Source organism: Bacteroidota bacterium, from assembly GCA_013360915.1.
GTDB lineage: Bacteria > Bacteroidota > JABWAT01 > JABWAT01 > JABWAT01 > JABWAT01.
Genome location: JABWAT010000009.1, coordinates 15,952 through 36,526, shown reverse-complemented (window position 1 = coordinate 36,526; position 20,575 = coordinate 15,952). Strand labels below are relative to the sequence as shown.

The 20,575-nt window shown below is 51.6% G+C and carries 16 protein-coding genes; 13 read left to right on the top strand and 3 right to left on the bottom strand.

The annotated features are described in order from the left end of the window. Positions 1-6: 6 nt before the first annotated feature. The 12 genes from HUU10_10685 (at position 7) to HUU10_10630 (ending at position 12,172) form a co-directional block, all read left to right on the top strand. A complete protein-coding gene (locus tag HUU10_10685) occupies positions 7-675 on the top strand; it encodes a heme exporter protein CcmB (GenBank protein ID NUQ82065.1) in 669 nt (222 codons plus the stop codon). Between the two features lies 1 nt (position 676). Further along, positions 677-1,351 carry a cytochrome c biogenesis protein CcsA gene (gene ccsA / locus HUU10_10680; GenBank protein ID NUQ82064.1) on the top strand — a complete coding sequence of 225 codons (675 nt, stop codon included), beginning with the start codon at positions 677-679 and terminating at the stop codon, positions 1,349-1,351. A 3-nt stretch (positions 1,352-1,354) separates the two neighbouring features. Continuing rightward, positions 1,355-1,477: a CcmD family protein gene (locus HUU10_10675; GenBank protein ID NUQ82063.1), complete on the top strand. Its 123-nt coding sequence runs from the start codon at positions 1,355-1,357 to the stop codon at positions 1,475-1,477. Beyond that, positions 1,474-1,866, top strand: coding sequence for a cytochrome c maturation protein CcmE (locus tag HUU10_10670; protein ID NUQ82062.1), 393 nt, complete (start codon positions 1,474-1,476; stop codon positions 1,864-1,866). Before HUU10_10675 ends, HUU10_10670 begins: the two co-directional genes overlap by 4 nt. 78 nt (positions 1,867-1,944) lie before the next feature. Then, the gene (ccsA, locus tag HUU10_10665) at positions 1,945-4,185 is read left to right on the top strand and encodes a cytochrome c biogenesis protein CcsA (protein ID NUQ82061.1); all 2,241 of its coding nucleotides are present in this window, start codon (positions 1,945-1,947) and stop codon (positions 4,183-4,185) included. Further along, positions 4,182-4,853: a hypothetical protein gene (locus HUU10_10660; protein NUQ82060.1), complete on the top strand. Its 672-nt coding sequence runs from the start codon at positions 4,182-4,184 to the stop codon at positions 4,851-4,853. The genes ccsA (HUU10_10665) and HUU10_10660 overlap by 4 nt, the downstream gene beginning before the upstream one ends. Next, complete coding sequence (gene truA, locus HUU10_10655) at positions 4,850-5,617, top strand: tRNA pseudouridine(38-40) synthase TruA (protein ID NUQ82059.1); 768 nt, start codon at positions 4,850-4,852, stop codon at positions 5,615-5,617. The genes HUU10_10660 and truA overlap by 4 nt, the downstream gene beginning before the upstream one ends. Before the next feature lie 52 nt (positions 5,618-5,669). Continuing rightward, complete coding sequence (locus HUU10_10650; GenBank protein NUQ82058.1) at positions 5,670-6,605, top strand: glycosyltransferase family 2 protein; 936 nt, start codon at positions 5,670-5,672, stop codon at positions 6,603-6,605. Positions 6,606-6,607: 2 nt separating this feature from the next. Then, positions 6,608-7,432 (top strand): class I SAM-dependent methyltransferase, encoded by an 825-nt coding sequence (locus tag HUU10_10645; GenBank protein ID NUQ82057.1) that lies wholly within the window; start codon positions 6,608-6,610, stop codon positions 7,430-7,432. A gap of 13 nt (positions 7,433-7,445) precedes the next feature. After that, the gene (locus tag HUU10_10640; GenBank protein NUQ82056.1) at positions 7,446-9,854 is read left to right on the top strand and encodes a YfhO family protein; all 2,409 of its coding nucleotides are present in this window, start codon (positions 7,446-7,448) and stop codon (positions 9,852-9,854) included. Then, a complete protein-coding gene (locus HUU10_10635) occupies positions 9,847-11,151 on the top strand; it encodes a glycosyltransferase family 4 protein (protein NUQ82055.1) in 1,305 nt (434 codons plus the stop codon). The genes HUU10_10640 and HUU10_10635 overlap by 8 nt, the downstream gene beginning before the upstream one ends. After that, positions 11,138-12,172, top strand: coding sequence for a Gfo/Idh/MocA family oxidoreductase (locus HUU10_10630; protein ID NUQ82054.1), 1,035 nt, complete (start codon positions 11,138-11,140; stop codon positions 12,170-12,172). Before HUU10_10635 ends, HUU10_10630 begins: the two co-directional genes overlap by 14 nt. 504 nt (positions 12,173-12,676) lie before the next feature. Here HUU10_10630 and HUU10_10625 read toward each other — a convergent pair. Both HUU10_10625 and HUU10_10620 read right to left on the bottom strand, forming a co-directional pair. Beyond that, entirely contained in the window at positions 12,677-13,567 is an 891-nt protein-coding gene (locus HUU10_10625) for a fatty acid desaturase (protein ID NUQ82053.1), read from the bottom strand. A 285-nt stretch (positions 13,568-13,852) separates the two neighbouring features. Continuing rightward, positions 13,853-16,777: a M1 family metallopeptidase gene (locus HUU10_10620; protein ID NUQ82052.1), complete on the bottom strand. Its 2,925-nt coding sequence runs from the start codon at positions 16,775-16,777 to the stop codon at positions 13,853-13,855. 164 nt (positions 16,778-16,941) lie between these two features. Here HUU10_10620 and HUU10_10615 point away from each other — a divergent pair, with 164 nt between their 5' ends. Beyond that, positions 16,942-17,856 (top strand): ketopantoate reductase family protein, encoded by a 915-nt coding sequence (locus tag HUU10_10615; protein ID NUQ82051.1) that lies wholly within the window; start codon positions 16,942-16,944, stop codon positions 17,854-17,856. A 6-nt stretch (positions 17,857-17,862) separates the two neighbouring features. Here the strand turns inward: HUU10_10615 and clpB are convergent, their stop codons facing one another. After that, positions 17,863-20,496 carry an ATP-dependent chaperone ClpB gene (gene clpB / locus HUU10_10610; GenBank protein ID NUQ82050.1) on the bottom strand — a complete coding sequence of 878 codons (2,634 nt, stop codon included), beginning with the start codon at positions 20,494-20,496 and terminating at the stop codon, positions 17,863-17,865. Positions 20,497-20,575 lie beyond the last annotated feature (79 nt).

Here is a 20,575-nt window from a genome sequence, read left to right as displayed (position 1 = left end):
TGTGCAATGATGGTTTTTTGGATGCCGGTTATAACCTTGCTCAGAAAGGAATTCCGTCAGGAAATCCGAAGCAGGGTGGCCCTGAATGGTCTGGCCCTGTTTGTGGTGATTCTGGTCGCGCTGATTGCCTTTTCCACCGGAGGAGCGGACTTGTCACCGGTCATGTTCTTCTCGCTTATGTGGCTGGGGTTGTTTTTCTCGTCAATGGTGGGTCTTTCGCGGTCGTTTGTGGCAGAATCTGATCAGGGAACGCTCGATTTTCTTACTTTTCTGGCACGTCCTTCCCAGATTTTCCTCTCGAAGTTTCTGTTTAATGTCGGAATGGCTGTATCGGTCTCCTTTCTGATTCTCTTGCTCTTCCTGTTCTTCTTCAATCCACCGGTAGTCCGATGGGACTGGTTCCTTCCTGGTTTGATAGCAGGATCGGTGGCCATCACCTCTGCCACCACTTTTCTCTCTGCGCTGGTGGCGCTTTCCGATGCACGGGGAACATTATTTCCGGTGTTGGCGGTCCCTGTTCTGATTCCTCTCATTATGGTGCTGGTACAATTTACACGGCTGTGTCTCGGTGCCGGGTCTCCCGATCGTATTTTTGAACCTGCCGGGGTCATCCTGGCTTACACCGGGGTAATGATCACCGGAAGTCTTTTACTTTTCGACTGGATCTGGAACTGATATGCGTCCCTTGCCCACTTGGCTGAAATGGAGTCTGGCCGTCTGGATGGCAGCCATACTTGTGATCGGCTGGCTGATGCCAATACCCAAACTCCCGGTTCTCGGTGAAACCGCACGGAATATTTATTTCCACGTACCGCAGGCTTTCACGATGATCTTTATGCTTGTGATCAGCTTCTGGAACAGTTACCGGTTCCTGAAATCAGGCAACCTGAACGATGACCTCAAGGCTGAATCGGCTGCTTCCGTCGGGATGCTTTTTGGTATCACCACCATCATTACCGGTGCCATCTGGGCCGACTTTACCTGGGGTGTCTATTGGAACTGGGATCCGAAACAAACGCTGTTTCTGGGTCTCCTTCTCATCTATGCTGCCTACTTTGTTCTGCGGTTATCGGTGGATGATCCGCACAGAAAGGCAAAGCTCTCGGCTGGTTATAATCTGTTTTCCTTTCTGGTCATGCCGTTTCTTGTCTTTGTCATCCCCAGACTGCTGCCCGGTCTGCATCCCGGCGCCCCCGAAGATGATGGCGCCAACAATCCGGTTGTTAGCGGGATCGAATTGTCCATCCGGATTCTTCTGTACAGTTCCTTTATCGGATTTGGCGTATTAGCATACTGGTTATATAATCTTCGGTACCGCCTGGCACGGATTGCCCGGCACATCAACGGATAGAACATGGATCGAATGGTCGTTGCACTGGTTTTATTGGTCATCTGGTCAGGCATTTTTTTCTTTCTCTGGCGGTTAGACAGAAAAGTAAAGGCCCTTGAAAAGAAAACCGTGGAGTCTGATCAATGAATAAAAAACTGGTGGCAGGTCTGGCCCTGATTGTGGCCTTCACGGTTTATGGAGTCTATGCGTTCCGCGAAAATGTAAACCCCTATACCGATTTTACCGGGGCTGAAACCTCGTGGGGAAAAGTTCAGATCAAGGGGACCTGGGATCAGAACCGTGAATCGGATTACAATTCTGAGACCAACACATTTACTTTCTGGCTGACCGACGAATCAGGAAAATCGTGCCAGGTGATTTTCAGCGGAGCAAAACCCAATAATTTCGAACATGCCACCAGCGTGGTGGTCCGGGGCAGCCTGGATGGAACGGTATTTCGTTCCGACCGCATTCTGGTAAAATGTCCGAGTAAATACCAGTCAGAACAGGCCGACGGTCAGCAATTCGGCAGCTAAGGTGCAGTCAGGCAAATTTCTGTCTCTCCGGCCCGTTTATTTAACTCCCAACTTCCGTTTACTTAACTTCGCACGGTTATGATATACAAAGGCCTTGTCATTTTTGCTTTGGTGGCATTCATCCTCTCCACCATTTTCTATTTCATGTCTGCCCGGAAGGAAGGATTAACCACCGATCCATGGCGTTGGGCCGGCCGGTTCAGTTTCATCACCGGGTCGGTGTTGGCTGTGGCCATCATCTCTATTCTGGCCTGGCTGATTTTCGACCATCAGTTCCAGTACAACTACGTTTACTCCTACAGTTCACGGGATCTGCCAGCCGATTATCTGTTTTCGACCTTGTGGGCCGGTCAGGAAGGATCGTTTCTTCTGTGGGTCTTTTTCCTCAGCATTCTGGGTGTATTCCTGATTTACTCGGCCAAGGACTATGAACCTGTGGTCCTGATGGTCTTTTCACTGGCTTTGTCTTTTATCTTTTCCATGATCGCCGGAATCTGGGTCGGAGAAACCACCATCGGATCCAATCCGTTCAAAACCATTTACGAGGCCTATCCCGGTCAGGTACCCGATGGATTCATTCCACCCGACGGACGGGGTCTGAATCCGCTCCTGCAAAACTATTGGATGACCATTCACCCCCCGGTTCTGTTTACCGGATTTGCATCTGCCCTGGTTCCTTTTGCCTTTGCCATTGCCGCCCTCTGGCGTGAACGGTATGATGAATGGATCCGCCCGGCTCTTCCATGGACCTTGTGGGCTGTGTTCTCTCTCGGTCTTGGCATCATGATGGGCGGATACTGGGCCTATGAAACCCTCGGATGGGGAGGTTATTGGGCCTGGGATCCGGTCGAAAACGGATCGCTGGTACCGTGGCTGGCACTGGTGGCCTGCATTCATACAATGCTGGTTCAAAGAAAAACCGGGACATTGAAACGGTTTACCCTGTTTACCGCTCTGTTTGCGTTTATCATGGTCGTTTACAGCACGTTTCTGACCAGAAGTGGTGTTCTTGCCGACTTCAGCGTGCATTCTTTCAGCAGCCTGGGATTGTATAATCAGCTTTTGCTGTTCATTGTGGCTTTCGTTCTGCTGGCAGCAGGGCTGATGATTGCCCGGTGGAAACGCCTTCCCTCTCCCACCTGGTCCAATGAAATTTTCTCGCGGGAATTTGCCATGATTTCCGGATCACTGATCCTGACACTGATGGCCATTGGTATTATCATCGGAACGTCCTGGCCGGTCATCAGCCAATGGTTCGGCGAAGCAAAGACAGTTGATGCAGCCGGGTACAACCAATTAATGCTTCCGGTGGCCGTGGTACTGGCCCTGCTGATGGGTATTGGTCAGCTGTTATGGTTTACTGGCACCGACCGGAAACAGGTTATTAAACAGCTTCTCATCCCGGCAGGTATCGGTCTGGTGTCCGCACCCATCCTTTACCTTCTGGGAATGACTCATTTTCACATGCTGGCCCTGGGCGTTTCGGCCGTTTTTGCAATTTCCGCCAACCTGCAAATCGGACTCCGGGTGGTTCTCGGAAATCCGAAACTGGCCGGCGGTTCGCTGGCCCATATCGGAATCGGGATTATGCTGATCGGATTCATCACCAGCGGAAAGTATGATTCCACGGTAACCGTTTCCCTTCCCCTGAATGAAACAAGCGATGTTTTCGGATATTCAGTCACCTGGACCGGAGATACCCTGTCGGATGGAAAAGAGGCCTTTAAACTTAAAGTAACCCGCGAAGGCAACGACTGGGACCTGGCCCCGATCATGTATTATTCCACCTACTCCCAGGCCTGGATGAAGAGTCCCGATATTCTGCTAAGGCCCACTTATGATGTGTATTTTGAACCCATCACGGTGGAACCCGCCATCGGCAACAAGGATTTATCGGCCCTTCGGTTCGGCAAACAATCCTCCATTGATATCGGAACCGGCAAAATCATTTTCTCTGGCTTCGAACAGGTTTCCATGGATCCGACCGATATCCGGTTCAACATGGTCTTTCTCTATAAAACGGCCAACCAGACCGACACCCTCCGTTCCTTGTATAAAATCGGCAAAGACCGCATGGTATCGGTAACTCCTGTCAGTCCGGCACCCGGTGTGATTCTGGCTCCGCGCGAGGTCATTCCTGAACAGGCACAGGTCATTGCTTCCCTGACCATCGGTGAGAATCAGTTAAAAACTGCCCGTCCGGAAACGCTGGTGGTGCAGGCCTCTGTAAAACCCATGATTATTCTGGTCTGGATCGGAACCCTGCTTACACTCGGCGGATTCCTGCTTGCCATGTCGAAACGCTGGAAACAACGATGAAACCCCTGATTATCCTAATTGTTCTGTCGCTGACGGGCACGGCCACGCTGCCCGCCCAAACCAACCCGGAAAAGCCCTATCGCTACATGGCCTGGTCATTGCTGGTACCGGGCTCTGGCGAATACATGCTGGGTTACCCTTCCCACACACGTTATCTCCTTCTGACTGAAGCCGCCTTGATTCTCGGCGCCTGGTCTCTGAATGAGTATTCTGACATTACTTTGGATAAAGCCATCACCTATGCGGGCGAGAATGCGGGTATTTCCGGTCAAACCAGAACGAGAAAATTCCTGCTGGCACTCGGTAACTACCGATCGGTCTCTGAGTATAATTCGGCCATGCGACTGCAGCGGACGCCTTCAGACCAGTTTCCCGAGAATGATCCTGCCTATGCCTGGGAATGGAAATCGGATAGCGACCGGTCCACCTTCCGGCGCAACCGCCAGAAAGCGGATGAACTGAACTATTCGGTTCAGTTTGTGGTCGGTGCCATCGTGATAAACCACGCCATCAGCGCCTTCAATGTGCTACGTCTGATCCGTACATCCGGAAAACCTGTAACCACCTCTCAAGCGGACTCTGATTTGGATTTTCTCGCGATGCCTGCCGATCCGTTTACCGGCAGGATTGGTTCCGGGATCGATTTTCAACTCCGGTTATCCTGGTGACGCAGCGGTTTGCCTTTTTTTGTGAATACAATGGCGCCGGATTCAACGGCTGGCAATTACAGGCACCCGAAAAAGCACCGGTAACGGTACAGAGTGTACTGGAGTCGGCCTTCAGACAATTTCTCCACGATCCTGACTTCCGGATCCATGGCAGCGGCCGCACCGATACCGGTGTTCATGCTACCGGCCAATGTTTTCACGCCGACCTGCCAGAAGGAACCGATACCGGACGCCTGATCAGAGGGATCAATGGAATAGCCGGCGACCATCCGGTGGCCATTTGGGAAGCCAGACCGGTCAGACCCGATTTTCACGCCCGTTTCTCTGCCACCAGCCGGTTGTACCACTATACACTCAACACCAGACCCTCTCCGCTGAACCGTCACAAGGAATGGTTTTACCCCTATCCTCTGAAACCTGATCAGCTCAGAGAAATGGCCAGTCTGATCAGACAGGCCACCGATTTCAGCAGCTTTTGCAGGGCAGCCGATGAAGCCGATCATAAAAGATGCCGTATTCTGGAGTGTGACTGGAAAACCGAGGACTCCCGTCTGATTTTCTCCATCAGAGCCAACCGGTTTTTATATGGAATGGTACGGGCTCTGGTAGGAACCCAACTGGATCTCATCCGACGGGGAGAACACCCGGAATCGCTTAGTAAACTGCTCGATGCCCGCAACCGTCAGGCCGCCGGCCCAGCCGCCAAGGCCCATGGATTGACATTGGTTGAAGTCACTTACCCGGCAGAATGTTTCCTGTCGTGATTTACGGTCCTCTTTTCGTTAATTTTATGCCTTTTATTTACGGAGCAAGCAATTGCCAACCCTGACGATCGTCATACCGCTGTACAATGAAGAGGAGTCACTGATACCCCTCAGAGAAAAAATCGGGAAAGCCTGCTCCGATGCCGGGTTGGATTACGATATTCTTTTTATCGATGATGGAAGCACAGACCAGTCTTTTCCGGTTCTGGCCGGTATGGCCGCTCAGGATCCCCGCGTAAAAGTCATCCGTTTCAGGAAGAATTATGGTAAAAGTGCAGCGCTGAATGTCGGCTTCCGGGAAGCCACCGGTAAATATGTGATTACCATGGATGCCGACCTGCAGGACGATCCGGCCGAGATCCCGAATCTGGTAAAAAAACTGGAAGAGGACCAGCTCGATCTCGTTTCCGGCTGGAAGAAAGTCCGCCATGACCCGGTTTCGAAAACACTGCCCAGCAAACTGTTTAATGCAGTGACCAGCAGACTTATCGGACTGAAACTTCACGACTACAACTGCGGATTTAAAATCTACCGGAATGAAGTTGTGAAAACAGTTGAAATCTACGGTGAACTGCACCGGTATGTGCCTGCCTTGGCTCACCTGAGCGGATTTAAAGTCGCCGAAATACCCGTGGTACATCACCCCAGACCTTTTGGAAAATCCAAATTCGGAATGGACCGGTTTTTTAAAGGATTTCTCGATCTGGCCACCGTCCTGTTCATCAGCCGGTATATGCGCCGCCCGCTTCACTTCTTCGGTGGCTGGGGACTGGTTTTTCTGCTTGCCGGACTCGCCATCAACCTCTGGCTGACCATTGGCTGGTTTCAGGGTGAAATCGCCATTTCAAAACGCCCGGTTCTCTTTCTTGGTATTTTGCTGACCATTCTGGGTATTCAATTCATCTCGACCGGATTTCTGGGTGAAATGATCACCAAGGTCTTCACCCGATCCGATCAATACGCCATTCGGGAAACGGTAAATCTGTAAGTATGCAATACGATCCAATCAAACAACGCCTGTCTGACTTTATCAGGAACCAACCGGTTCTTAAAATCCTGTTTTTCAAAGTGCTTCGTGTGCTGTTTCTCAGAGAATGGTACGTCCGCTCGGTCCTTTTCCGGCTGTTTCCCGATAAGAAACCTGCCCGGATCCTCGATGCCGGCTGTGGTTTCGGGCAGTACAGCTATCTGATGTCCACCCGCTTTCCCGGAGCCACCATTGATAGTGTGGATCTGAATCCGGCCCATGTGAGTGCCCTCAGCGATTTCGCCGGCCGGTTAAATCTGAATATCAATCCGTCTGTTCAGGATCTGACCACGTATACCAGTCAGGATTCCTATGACCTGATTCTGTGTGTCGATGTGATTGAACACATCGAAAATGACCGTGCGGTCTTTTCAAACTTTGCCCGGTCTCTTTCCCCGGGCGGCGAGGTCGTGATTTCAACCCCCAGCGATCAGGGAGGATCTGATCACCACCACGATCACGATCATGAGCATCAGGGTGTACACGGTTTTATCGATGAACACGCCCGCGATGGTTACTCCATCACAGACCTGAAGGAAAAACTTGAAACCGCCGGCCTGGTGGTTGCCGATATACGGTATACCTATGGAGCCTTTGGTTCCTTCGCCTGGAAACTGGCAGTTAAATGGCCCATGATGCTTCTGAATCTGTCTATGGCCCTTGTTCTTCTGCTTCCCTTTTATTTTCTGATCACCCTCATTCCCATTTTACTCCTGCATCAGGCCGATATGATGGTTCGCTGGAAACGCGGAACCGGACTTATTGCAAGAGCCATCAAACCCAATTAACCGGACCCTCTTCATGAAATCCAAAACACAAACCATCGGAACGGCCCAGGTTCCCACCGGATCTTCTGTAAACTGGCCCCTTATCCTGTCTCTTGCCTCGATCGTTCTGGTGCCGGTCCTGTTCATGGCCCCACTGCTTTTTCAGGGAAAAACCTTTCCTGCCTCAGATACACAGCAATGGCTGGGAACCGCCAAAGCCCTGGTCGACTATCACGAAGCAACCGGATCCCTGCCGCTCTGGACTCCGAACGTCTTCGGCGGAATGCCGGGCTATATGATTTCACTGCCAAACCCCATTCCTGGTTTCGATTCCATAATTCTGTCATCGCTCGGTCTGATTTCCGATTGGCGGGTGGTTTATCTGGTATTCATGGGAATTGGCGCTTTCCTTTTCAGCCGCCGGTTTACCGATAATGAATGGCTGTCGGCCATGGCAGCAGTTGCCTTTCAGCTTTCCACCTACTTTATCATCATTCTTAAAGTCGGTCACAACACCAAATTTCAGGCCATTGCTTACCTGCCCTGGATTCTGCTGGCCTTTGACTTTCTCATCCGGTCGGGAGGATGGAAAGGCGGCCTGGCTCTTGCTTTGGGGCTGTCTCTCCAACTCCGGGCCAACCACCCGCAAATCACTTATTATACCCTGATCGTTCTGCTGATCTGGGGTCTGTTCTGGCTGGTTGATGAAATCAGAAACGGACGAATTAAACCCATGCTGCAAACCATTGGCTGGGCCGCCGCCGGGGGGCTCATTGCTGTGATGACCATTGCATTTCCCTATCTGATCAATGCCGACTACTCCCAATATACCATCCGGGCAGGAACCCTTGCCTCGGGTGCGGCCGGACTGACCCGTGATTATGCACTGGCATGGTCCTTCGATTGGGTCGAATCGGTCACCTTTTTTGTGGCCGACTTCTTTGGCGGACACTCTCCTTATTACTGGTGGCAGATGCCCTTCACCGAAGGTCCTCAATACCTGGGTGCCATACTTCTGTTCCTGGCCGGACTCACTTTTCTGGTTCCACTCACCCGCACCGTGCTTATGTTATGGATCGTGACCGGTGTGACCTGGTTACTAGCCATGGGTTCCAACTTTCCTTTCCTGGCCGATCTTGCACTGAATGCCCTGCCCTTCTACAATAAGTTCCGGACTCCCAGCATGATTCTGGTGATCCTGAGTCTCACAATCCCCGTTCTGGCTGTTCTCGGTGTACAGGGATTTCTGAAAGCCATCGCAGCCAACCGGCGCACCGATGAACTCCTGAAACGGTTTTACCTACTCTCCGGCCTGGTGATCGGCTTTGGCGTGGTCCTGCTGATCGTTTCCGGATCAATGGGATTCATTCGCCCCGAAGAGGCTCAGCAATATGACGCACGCACACTCGACTACCTGAAAGGGGAACGGTCTGCACTCACCACCGACTCCATCTGGAAATTCCTGATTCTGAATGTGGTGGCCATTGGCCTGGTCTGGCTGGCTGCCACCAGCCGACTGAAAGCCGGCATGGTCGGATTCGGACTGTTTCTGCTGCTTCTCACCGATCTGTGGACGTACAACAGTCAGTATGTGTCAAAAGAGGTCATGGTTTCGAAAAGGCAATTCTCGGCTGGGTTTCCTCAGTCGCCAGTGGACCGGTTCCTGCTTGAAGACACCACAGACTTCCGTATTTATCCCGTCGGGAATCTGTATCAGTCCACCCGGTTTAACTACTATCACCAATCCATTGGTGGCTATCATGGTGCCAAACTGGCCGTATTCCAGAATCTGATCGACAGCAGTCTGTCGGTCAGCACCGGTCCCATTCCCTTCAACTCCGGAACGCTGAAAGCCTTTGGGGTAAAATATCTGGTTATACCTCAGGCCATCAACCAGCCCATCGGAACGCTGCTTCCTTCTTTTGTCGATCCGGCCGGCAAGCAAAGCGTGATGGAAACCACCACCTTTGGCGGAAAAGCCTTTTTCGTAAAAAAAGTCAACCGGCTGGATGATCCGACCCTGCACGTGCGCGAAATGAACCGAGATGGCTGGGACCCGGAACAACTCAGTTTCGTCGCCGGGTACCAACCATCAGCCGATCTTTCCTGGGATTCGTCTGCCACCATCCGGCAGGTAAAACGAGAGCATCATGAACTGGCCTGGCAGGTCAGTACCCCGGTTTCTTCGTTTCTGTTTCTGTCTGAAATCTGGTACCCATCTGGCTGGCGGGCCACACTGGACGGGAAAGAGATTCCCCTTTATCAGACCAACCATGCGTTCCGCGGTGTGGAAATTCCGGCAGGATCCCATGAACTGGTACTGACCTTTGACCCACCCGCAGTGACTGCCAGTCTGACCGCCGGATGGATCGGGACGGCCATTCTGTATGGTGGACTTCTCCTCTGGGGTTTCCTCTTAGTCAGAAAGCGGAAGGATGCCTGATCGCATTCCGGTTCTGATTGTCACGTACTATTTTCCCCCGGCCGGCGGACCGGGCGTGCAGCGGATTCTCAAATTCTGCAAGTACCTGACCGACCACCACATTCAACCCGTTGTGCTAACGGTCCGGAATGGTGAGTATCCAAACACCGACCTGTCTCTGATGTCGGATGTGGCCGATGACTTGCCAGTCTACCAGACCCCCATTGTTGAACCTTACCGGTTTTATAAACGCTTTACCGGTATGAAACAGTCCGACTCCTTCGGCGTCGCTTTTGTAAAAAAGGAAAAATCTTCCACCCCATCCTGGAAGGAAAAACTGGCGCTATGGATCCGCGGCAATCTTTTCATCCCCGATGCCCGGTTTCTATGGAAATGGACGGCCATCCCAGCCGGCCTGGATATCATTAAAAAACATGGAATCCGGGCGATCGTGACAACAGGTCCGCCCCACAGTACCCATCTGATTGGCCGGAATCTCAAAAAACGAACCGGACTTCCCTGGCTGGCCGATTTCAGGGATCCGTGGACCGGTATCGATTATTATTCGAAATTTCCGCTTACCCGCTGGGCCGACCGGAAACACCGCCGGCTGGAATCGGCCGTTCTCAACGAAGCAGATGAAGTGGTGGTTGTTTCCAAATCCATGAAAACGGCCTTTGCCGCTCTTACAGATACACCCATCACCGTTATTCCAAACGGATATGATGATGCCGAGTTGCCGGCCACTCCGCCCAAACCACCAGCCGATTTATGGGTGGTTGGCTATGTGGGAAACATGTATCCGGTCAGAAACTGGGAAACTGTGGCTACGTTATTCGCCTCCATGGTCACACAATCACCAGCAATGGCAGATCGGTTCCGGCTGAAACTGATTGGCAACGAGGATGGGTCGGTCATCGACCGGTTTGAAAAGGCAGGTCTGGGGCCCTATCTGATCAGGAAGGGCTATTTGCCTCACGATCAGGCAATACAGGAATTGTACACTTGTCATGCTCTGCTCCTGGTTATCAATGACGAGCCCGGCAATACCCATGTACTCACCGGAAAACTGTTCGAGTATCTCGGAACCGGTCGTCCCATTTTGTTCTCGGGCCCCGTCCCCGGCGATGCCTGGGATCTGCTCAGTCAGACCGGACGGGCGGTCAATCTCGGTGAGGGATTCATTTTGCCTCCATTTGCCGATCTGGAAAAACAGCCGGTTCTCACCGCCTTTACCCGGCGCAGTCTGACCAGACAACTTGCTCTCCGGATCAAAACCATGATTCATCAACAGGACCATCACCATGAAGAAAGTTAACATTGCCCTTGTTGGCTGCGGACGTATTGCAGAAAAACACATCGAAGCGCTGATGAAATTGCCCGATGATTACCGGATCACCGCGGTTTGCGACACGGTTTCTGAAAACCTTTCCAAAGCAGTGGAGATTACCGGAGCAAAGGGATATGCCTCCTATGACGACCTGCTCGAAAAAGAAAAGCCCGATCTGATCACCCTGTGCACACCCTCGGGACTTCATGCCGCACAGGGAATCAAGGCAGCAAAGAAACACATTCACGTGCTGTCTGAAAAGCCCATGGCCACCCGTCTGAAGGATGCCGATGATCTGATCAGAACCTGCGATGAACAGGGTGTGCGGTTATTTGTGGTGAAACAGAACCGGTTGAATTCGACCATTCAGCTCCTTCGCAGAGCCATTGATAAAGGCCGGTTCGGACGGATTTTTACCGTGGAAGTCAATGTGTTCTGGGCCAGACCCCAATCGTACTACGATGCGGCCAAATGGAGGGGAACCTGGGAATTTGATGGCGGTGCTTTTCTGAATCAGGCCAGCCACTATGTCGATCTCATCACCTGGCTGATCGGGCCACCCGAGTCGGTTTGTGCCATCACCGGAACTCTCGCCCGTAAAATCGAGGCCGAAGACACCGGCGCTGCCGTCATCCGGTTCCGTAACGGAGCCATTGGAAGCATGACGGTTACCATGCTCACCTGGCCAAAGAATCTGGAAGGGTCCATCACCGTTATTGGTGAACGGGGAACGGTAAGAATCGGCGGAATTGCCGTAAACGACATCAAACATTGGGAATTTGACCAGTATGATGACGATGACAAAGTCGTCGAAACGGCCAGCTACAAAGTTGAATCGGTGTACGGATTCGGACATCTGGGCTATTATAAAAACGTAGCCGATTCCCTGCTTCGTGGCATCGATGCCCACACCGATGGCCGTGAAGGCCGAAAATCCCTCGAACTGATCGAAGCCATTTACATCAGCGCCCGCGATAAACGGTTTGTGAACCTGCCACTGACGGTCTGAGTGGTGAATGGTGAGTGGTGAATGGTGATGGGAAAAACCCGTACCCCGAGGTTTTCGAAAAACCCGGACCCTGAGTGATTCCGCTTGCCCCGATTAAATCGGGGAAGGGTTTTTTCAGTTAAGAGTTACGGGTTAAAAGTTAAAAGAAAATACAAGAGATCAGTCCATCGGCTTGGTCACTAAGCTAAAAGTGTACCCCCGATGAAGTCGGGAAAGTGCTGCTTGGGGACCGGAAACAGAGTCCAGTAAAACCCACCCAAACAATGTCATCCCGGCCTGTTCGCCAGTGCCGGACGTGCCGAGCCGGAATGACTATTGGGGTTTTTCAAGTGATCAGAAAGCAGATATCAGAGAACAGAAATACCCGGGCCCTGGGGCTCTCGAAGGGGGCGGGTATTTCAAAGCAAAAATTCAACAGACCCTCACCCCTTCCCTCTCCGGCGGAGGAGGCGAAATTCTGAATTCTGGCTGCTGACTCCTGACTCCTGTCTCCTGACTCCTGTATTAAACGCTCCCAGCCAGCTTCCGGGCCTGCCAGAAAGTGACCATCCGCTTCGATTGTTCATCGTACAGATGCAGGAACAGAGACTTCAGGCTGCGGCTGATGGTCAGAGGCTCCACCTTGCGCAGTTCATCAATGCTTTCGTAACATTTTTTCAGGTAGTAGTTGGGAATGGCCGGATTCATGTGATGAATGTGATGGTAACCAATGTTGCCGGTGAACCAGCGGAGCACAGCCGGTAACTTGTAAAAAGAACTTCCTTCAAGCGCTGCTTCGAACGGATTCCAGCCCTGTGACCGGGACCAGTACACATTCTCATACTGATGCTGAACGTAGAACAACCAGATTCCCATGGTGCCGGCAATTGCCATCACCGGAACCTGAACGGCCAGATAGGTTCCCAATCCGATGGTAAACCAGGAGAGAATCAGAACACCGGCAATCACCGCATTGGTCAGCATGAGACTGCCGATTTTGCGGGTTCCCATGGTCGTATCGGGGAAACGTTGAATAACCAGAAACAAAACCGAGGGAACAATCAGGAACAGAAACAACGGATTGCGGTAGATCCGGTACCAGACCTTTGTCAGAAAGGAAGAGGCCTTGTACTCAGTAACCGTCATGGTCCAGATATCGCCACCGGTTCCCCGTTTATCCAGATCGCCCACATTTTTATGGTGAACGGCATGGGTATGCTGCCAGTCAGAAAAACCAGTGAAAACCATGGTGCCTGTAATATGCCCTACAATTTCATTGGCACGTTTACTCGAGAAAAATGAATTATGGGTGCAGTCGTGAAAAATGATAAAAATCCGCACCAGCAGACCGGCGGCAGGCAGGCAGATGGGCAAAATCCACCACCAGGAAATATCTGAGTTGAGCATCCAGACCATCAGAGCCATCAGTCCGACATAGGGAACCACCGTATTCAATAATTGAAAAATGGCTCGTGGCGTACTCGATTTCAGGTAGGGTTTCAGCTTATGCAGCCAATCAGGACGGTTGATCATGAAGTCTCCTTCGGGGTCGGCTTCACCGGTTCATTCCGGGCCGGACCGGGACAAAGATACGCCTGAAGCAGGGTAACTCTTCTCACTGTCATTCCGGGGGAGATTAAATTGCGCTTAAAGAAAAAGGGACCGTTTAGTCCCTCTTTCATGATTGAGTCGTGGCTTTCCTCAGAAACTCTGATCGAGGATATCGGTCAGATTATACTTCAGAACAAACCTGAAATCAGTCGGATCGTCGCCTTTCGGCGGATCGGATACCCAAACCGGGAACAACAGTTCAATCGGCCCTAACTGATATCCGAGTCCGGCATCATACAGCAGCGACCCCGATCCGAAATTTTTCCGTTCCTTATACACCTGCCCTGCATCGGTAAAAAACATCCATCCCGATTTTTGCAGGGTCAGTTTGACTGCAAAACCAGCCTTACCAACCTGCAGACCCTTCTGACCATAAACAGCATATCCCGGCATGAACAGTCCATCTCCCGGTGACAGATTATCAAGCAGAGAAACCGATCCTTTCATGGGGATCAGAAAGGCCTCGCGGCGGGGATCCGCTGATCCGCCGGGGAAAAAGCCTTCCTGCAGGGGAATGGTTCCGAAAGCAGAGCCTGCATACAACCGGATGGCAGCATAAGACCGGCTTTCCCACCGGAACCGGTATCCGAACTCGGCATCAACCCGGGTAAAAAGCGGATCTCCTTCGTTCACTTCAAAACTCGAACTGATGGTGGACCGGAATGAGGACGCATAGGCCCGGGTCGAATTCTTTGCCTTCAACGTCAGATTGACGGTCTGATAGTCCACATCCTGAATCAGTAATGGATTCACATACCGGATATCATCATTCAGATACCGTCCGACCGACAGTTCCGCCGAGGATTCATAGTACCGGAAACCAGCAGTTCCCCTGATAAAAACTTCCTGTTTGCGGAAACCCTGCTGATCATAGAAAGTACCGCCCCAGTCGATATAATCAAGCAGCTTCCGGGGAATCCGGTCACTGAAGAAAAACCGGTAACCGGGTTCTCCGGTAGAAAGACCCTTGTATACAGTCACCAGGGTCAGTTTGTCTCCCGTCAGCAGATTTCCGCCCCAATAACCCGCCCCAAGCTGAACCCCATCCACCGTGTTATAATCCATGACAGGAAACAGGTTGATGTCATAGGCATCCAGACTGGGAACGGCTGCCAGAAAATTCACATTGATCTGAAAACCCTGGCCGTTGTTGGTGAAGTCCAGTTCATAAATCCGGTTTCCTGGATTCAGCCGGACAGAGGCCACCTGATCGCGATGAGTAAAACTGATCGTTCCTTCCGGTTTTGGAAAAACGGTTTGAAACAAGGTATCACCCGCAGCAGTTACCAGCTGAACCGGAACCGGCATGAATAAATCACCTTTATTTCCAACCGTTATATCGGTCCGGAATCCCTCTGCGGTCTGGATGGTTTCCTTCGAAATCACATAAAAATCAGGATAGGACGTACTGTTCAGCCACGGATCAAAAAACCAGTTCAGGTCTTCGCCCACCGACTGTTCCACCACTGCGATTAAGTCATCGGGACCGGGATGCCTGAATTTCCAGGTCTGAAAATACGCCTGCATGGCTTTATCAAATTTTTCACGGCCCAGATAAGATTCCAGTGCAGCCATCATGAGCGCACCCTTCTGGTAATGAACCACCATGTTCCCATTGTAGATATAATCACTGGCTGGAAGGTTATTGGGCAAATCCTGATTCTTGTGTACGAGCATGTTCAGCGAGTGAAGGTTCAGTTCATGACTTCCAACCGGACGAAGAATCAGGCTGAAAGGACCTAATTTGGACGGATCAGACAAAAAGGATCGGTCAGCCCCATACTTTGCATCCATGGTGCGGCCTTCGTAATAGGAATTGATTCCTTCATCCATCCAGGCATGGGCCCGTTCATTCGATCCCAGAATGCTCTGGAACCAGTTATGACCCACTTCATGGGTTATAACCTGATCGAGCAGATTCAATCCTTCCGGATTTCCTGAACTGATGACAGTAATCATCGGATATTCCATTCCGCCGCCCGCATCCAAAGCGCCATCGACCACACTCGCCTTGGGATACGGATAGGGTCCGACCATCCGGCTGTAATGGTCCACCGCCTCGCTGGCAAACCGGGCCGCATGTCGCCAGGAATCGGCATTAGCTGGCTGAATCAGCGCATAACTGAGCACGCCTGTGGAAGTCCTGGCCGAATCCACCAGAAAATCCTCACCGGCAAACCAGGCAAAATCCGGAACCTTTTTTGCAACGAACCTCAGCGACTTGGTACCACCGGCCTCCTTTGCTTTTAGCACATCCTGTTTGAATTGCAGAATAAAGGCCTGACGGTCCCCATCGGTTGTGAGCGCCTTGTAGGTTTGATAACGGCTGATCAGGGAATCAATCCGGGCCTGTTCAGAAGGATTGTCCTGAAGCATGCCGGTTGCATCAATGGTAAAGGAGCCGGGAACGGTCAGAGTGACATCAAAGGAAGAAAATTCCCCGTAAAATTCACCATAATCCAGATAGGAATCGGGATGCCAGCCATCTTGGTCATACACCACCACCTTGGGATACCACTGTGTCATTCCAAAATGATTGTTTTCGGTGCCAAGCCGGGAAAATACCTTTGGAATTTTCACATCAAACGGAATGGTCAGGGTGATGGAATCGCCGGTTTTCAGGGATGTGGGAAGATAGACTTTCACCTCATCAATGGCATCGGGCTTTTCTTCAGTGGTCAGCTTGGTCGATCCGTGAAAGAAACTGGCATCGATCCACCCTTTATCATCGGGCTGACTTTCGGTAAACCCCCACCGTTTCATTTCCCGCATCTGACGGGCAAAGGGAGTCGATTCGTCTTTAAAGGCATTGGGATACAGGTGAAACCAGATCACATCCAGCGGATCGGGAGAATGATTGGTATAAGTGAAGGTAACCAATCCTTTGAGCTGACGGGTGTCGGGTGACAACTCGGCCCGGATGATATAGGATGCTTCCTGCTGAAAGTAATCGGACCGCTGGGCAAATCCCGTCACAGACAGCATTAAAAGAAAAACGGCTGACAAAGCCTTCATTATCGACTCCAGAAAATGGTAAAAGAACCCGCGTACGCAGCGGTGAATCAACTGGTTTCACCAATCCGTGACGAATTTACAAATGAATCGGTCGGGAACCTGTTCATTCTGTGAATAAAAACGATTATCTTTTTACCCAATCAATCGCAGTCAGGGAGGTCCGGATGAAAACGGTGATCATCGGCATTGGTGGCGTTGGTGGCTACTTTGGCGGTCTTTTATCGCTTCACTACACCGGCCAGCCGGGTCATGAAGTCTGTTTTATCTCCAGAGGAGACCAACTGAATGCCATCCGTCAGCACGGTCTTCGGATTATTTCAGACGGCGACCAGCGAGTGGTCCATCCCGATATCGTCATCAGTTCCACCGATCATCTCGGAAAGGCAGACCTGGTCATTCTTGCCGTAAAAAGTTACAGCCTCGAATCCGTTCTCCCATTGCTTCATCCCATCTGCGGACCCGATACGGTGGTCATTCCTGTTCAGAACGGATTGGGAAATACAGAAAAAATACGTGCAGCCTGTAAATCAGGAATCATCTGTGATGGTTTGGTTTATGTGATCGCAGAAATCAAACAACCGGGAGTCGTGATCCGCCAGGGAGATGCACAGAAAATCATTTTCGGACTACAGGGAACCAGCCATCCGAAACTGGAAGGAATCCGGGATTATCTGAAGGAACCGGGTTTCGATGTGGTCCTGACCGAAGATCCGCTCAAGTATAAATGGTTGAAGTTTCAGTTTATCGGGGCACTCAGTGTGGTGGCCGCGGCCCATGACATGACCATCGGCGAGGTGCTCAAAACGCCAAAAACATCCGAGGCCTACATTGCAATCATGGAAGAAATCCGGTATGTGGCCAAAGCCTGCGGCATCAGGTTACCCGAAAATGCTGCCGAAAAGTCCTATGAAATTGCCATGAAATCCCCTGCAGAGTCAACAACGTCGTTCCAGCGGGACTACCTGTCGGGCAAACCCCATGAACTGGAAGCCTATCTGGGAGAACTGCTGGCTCTGGCCCACGACCATCAGATTCCGGTGCCCATGTCAGAAATGTACTACCGGAAACTGAAAGCCTGACCCGGATTAAACCGGGTCGGTTCCCACGTACTCCACCTTCGCAAAATCAAATCCATCTCCATGCCGGATGACCTCGAGAGAGTCACCTGCCTGAACCAGTCCGCTCAATATTTTTTCTGACAGCGGATTGACCAGATGTTTCTGAAGCAACCTTTTTAACGGCCGGGCACCAAACTGCGGATCGTATCCAAGATCGGCCAGACGAGCCACCGCCTCCGGAGCAATTTCAAGCCGGATACCCGCCTTCAGAGCCAGTGCCTGAATCCGCCGGAACTGAATACTGACAATCCCCTTAACCTCGTCGCGTGAAAGCGGATGAAAAACAATGATTTCATCGATGCGGTTCAGGAATTCCGGACGAAGCGTCATTTTTAACTGCTGAAGCAGTTTCTCCCGCACTTGTTCCAGCACCGCCTGACGGTTCATTCCGGTCAGGTTCGCCAGATCATCCTGAATAATGGCTGATCCCAGATTTGATGTCATGATAATGATGGTGTTTTTAAAATTGACGGTCCGGCCCTGGTTATCGGTCAGCCTGCCATCATCGAGCAACTGCAGTAGCACATTAAATACATCGGGATGGGCTTTTTCGATTTCATCGAGTAAAACCACCGAGTAGGGTTTTCTCCGGACAGCCTCGGTCAGCTGGCCACCTTCATCGTATCCGACATAGCCCGGAGGGGCCCCGATCAACCTCGATACAGAATGCTTCTCCATGTACTCACTCATGTCGAGTCGGATCAGCGCACCTTCATCATCAAACATGAATTCGGCAAGTGCCCGGGCCAGCTCGGTTTTACCCACGCCGGTGGTTCCCATAAAAATGAACGACCCGATGGGACGATTTTCATCCTGTAAGCCCGCACGCGATCTGCGTACCGCTGCAGAGACAGCTTCAACAGCTTCCCGCTGACCCACCACCCGGTTAGCCAGACGTTCTTCCATGTGCAACAATTTCTGCCGCTCCGATTCAAGCATGCGGGTAACCGGAATTCCTGTCCATCGCGACACAATGCCCGCAATGTCATCGGCTTCTACTTCTTCCTTCAGCATTTTCAGGCTGACCTGATGGGCCGCCAGCAGTTCATTGACCGATTTAAGATCTTTTTCAAGGGCCGTCAGGGTTCCATACCTGATTTCAGCCACCTTTCCGAAATTGCCATCCCGTTCATGCTGCTCGGCCTGTGTCCGGGCCGTATCCATGGCCGATTTGATTTCTCTGATCTTCTGGATCAATTCCTTTTCCCGGAGCCAATGCGCCCGCAGAGCCGACCGCTCCTCGCCAAGACGGGCAAGTTCCTTCCGGATCTGGTCTTCCTTGACCGTGTTGGAAGAATCCTTTTCGCGTTTGATTCCTTCCAGTTCGATTTCCAGTTGCCGGATCTGCCGTTCGATGATATCCAGTTCTTCCGGCATGGAATCGATTTCCATCCGTAAACGACTGGCAGCTTCATCGACCAGATCGATGGCCTTATCGGGCAGAAACCGATCAGAGATATACCGGTCAGAGAGCTCAACTGCTGCAACAATAGCCGAGTCGGTAATTCTCACCCCGTGATGAACTTCATATTTTTCCTTCAGTCCCCGCAGAATCGAAACCGATTCTTCCAGAGAGGGCTCCCCGACCAGAACCGGCTGAAACCGGCGTTCAAGCGCGGCATCTTTTTCGATGTGCTTGCGGTATTCATCCAGAGTGGTGGCACCAACGGCCCGTAATTCGCCACGGGCCAGAGCCGGTTTCAGAATATTCGCGGCATCCATGGCCCCTTCTGCAGATCCGGCACCAACCAGCGTGTGGATTTCATCGATAAAGAGAATGTATTCGCCATCCGACTCAACCACTTCCTTAATGACGGCCTTCAGCCGGTCCTCGAATTCACCCCGGTATTTTGCGCCGGCAATCAGGGCCCCCATATCAAGTGCAAATACACGCTTGTCTTTCAGACCCTCAGGAACATCTCCGGTGACAATCCGGTGAGCCAATCCTTCAGCAATGGCGGTTTTTCCCACCCCGGGTTCTCCGATCAGGACCGGGTTGTTCTTCGTACGCCGGGAAAGAATCTGAAGCACGCGACGGATTTCGTCATCACGGCCAATCACCGGATCAAGTTTGTGTTTCCGGGCCATTTCGTTTAAATCACGGGCAAATCGCCTGAGTGCCTGATACCTCGATTCAGCACCGGCATCGGTCACCCGCTGGTTGCCTCTGATTTCCTTCAGAACCGCCAGAATGGTGTCCTTTTTCACACCAAAAGAAGCGAGTATTTCCTTTAACTGCCCGGGAAGATCGGTCATGGCAATCAGGACATGCTCGGTTGAGATGAAATCATCTTTCATGTCATCCGCCATTTTCTGGGCCTTGTCAAACAGTTTTCCGGTCTGATTGCTCAGGTACGGCTGCTGAATACTTGCACCCGACACCCGGGGAAGCCGTTCGGCTGCTTCACGTACCCGGTTCAGCAACAGATCCGGTTGACCAGAAATTTTACTGATGACCGCGGTCAGAACCCCCTCGGGGTCCTCAGCACACCCCAGATACACATGTTCCGGCTCAATCACCTGCTGATTCATGGAGGAAGCCAGCCTGATTGCATTTTGCAGGGATTCCTGAACTTTAACCGTCAGACGGTCTGTATTCATTGTTTCATCTCCTTCAATGTCTTTTTTCCCTCTTTGTACAAGTGCTGTGCCGGAATCATTCCGTCAGACACCGGCTAAC

What these genes read in the sequence shown, in the direction of transcription:
- clpB (NUQ82050.1), bottom strand. Translation starts at nt 20,496, where the DNA reads ATGAATACAGACCGTCTGACGGTTAAAGTTCAGGAATCCCTGCAAAAT.
- HUU10_10615 (NUQ82051.1), top strand. Translation starts at nt 16,942, where the DNA reads ATGAAAACGGTGATCATCGGCATTGGTGGCGTTGGTGGCTACTTTGGC.
- HUU10_10685 (NUQ82065.1), top strand. Translation starts at nt 7, where the DNA reads ATGATGGTTTTTTGGATGCCGGTTATAACCTTGCTCAGAAAGGAATTC.
- HUU10_10640 (NUQ82056.1), top strand. Translation starts at nt 7,446, where the DNA reads ATGAAATCCAAAACACAAACCATCGGAACGGCCCAGGTTCCCACCGGA.
- HUU10_10670 (NUQ82062.1), top strand. Translation starts at nt 1,474, where the DNA reads ATGAATAAAAAACTGGTGGCAGGTCTGGCCCTGATTGTGGCCTTCACG.
- HUU10_10620 (NUQ82052.1), bottom strand. Translation starts at nt 16,777, where the DNA reads ATGAAGGCTTTGTCAGCCGTTTTTCTTTTAATGCTGTCTGTGACGGGA.
- HUU10_10645 (NUQ82057.1), top strand. Translation starts at nt 6,608, where the DNA reads ATGCAATACGATCCAATCAAACAACGCCTGTCTGACTTTATCAGGAAC.
- HUU10_10625 (NUQ82053.1), bottom strand. Translation starts at nt 13,567, where the DNA reads ATGGTCTGGATGCTCAACTCAGATATTTCCTGGTGGTGGATTTTGCCC.
- HUU10_10635 (NUQ82055.1), top strand. Translation starts at nt 9,847, where the DNA reads ATGCCTGATCGCATTCCGGTTCTGATTGTCACGTACTATTTTCCCCCG.
- HUU10_10675 (NUQ82063.1), top strand. Translation starts at nt 1,355, where the DNA reads ATGGATCGAATGGTCGTTGCACTGGTTTTATTGGTCATCTGGTCAGGC.
- HUU10_10630 (NUQ82054.1), top strand. Translation starts at nt 11,138, where the DNA reads ATGAAGAAAGTTAACATTGCCCTTGTTGGCTGCGGACGTATTGCAGAA.
- ccsA (NUQ82061.1), top strand. Translation starts at nt 1,945, where the DNA reads ATGATATACAAAGGCCTTGTCATTTTTGCTTTGGTGGCATTCATCCTC.
- HUU10_10660 (NUQ82060.1), top strand. Translation starts at nt 4,182, where the DNA reads ATGAAACCCCTGATTATCCTAATTGTTCTGTCGCTGACGGGCACGGCC.
- ccsA (NUQ82064.1), top strand. Translation starts at nt 677, where the DNA reads ATGCGTCCCTTGCCCACTTGGCTGAAATGGAGTCTGGCCGTCTGGATG.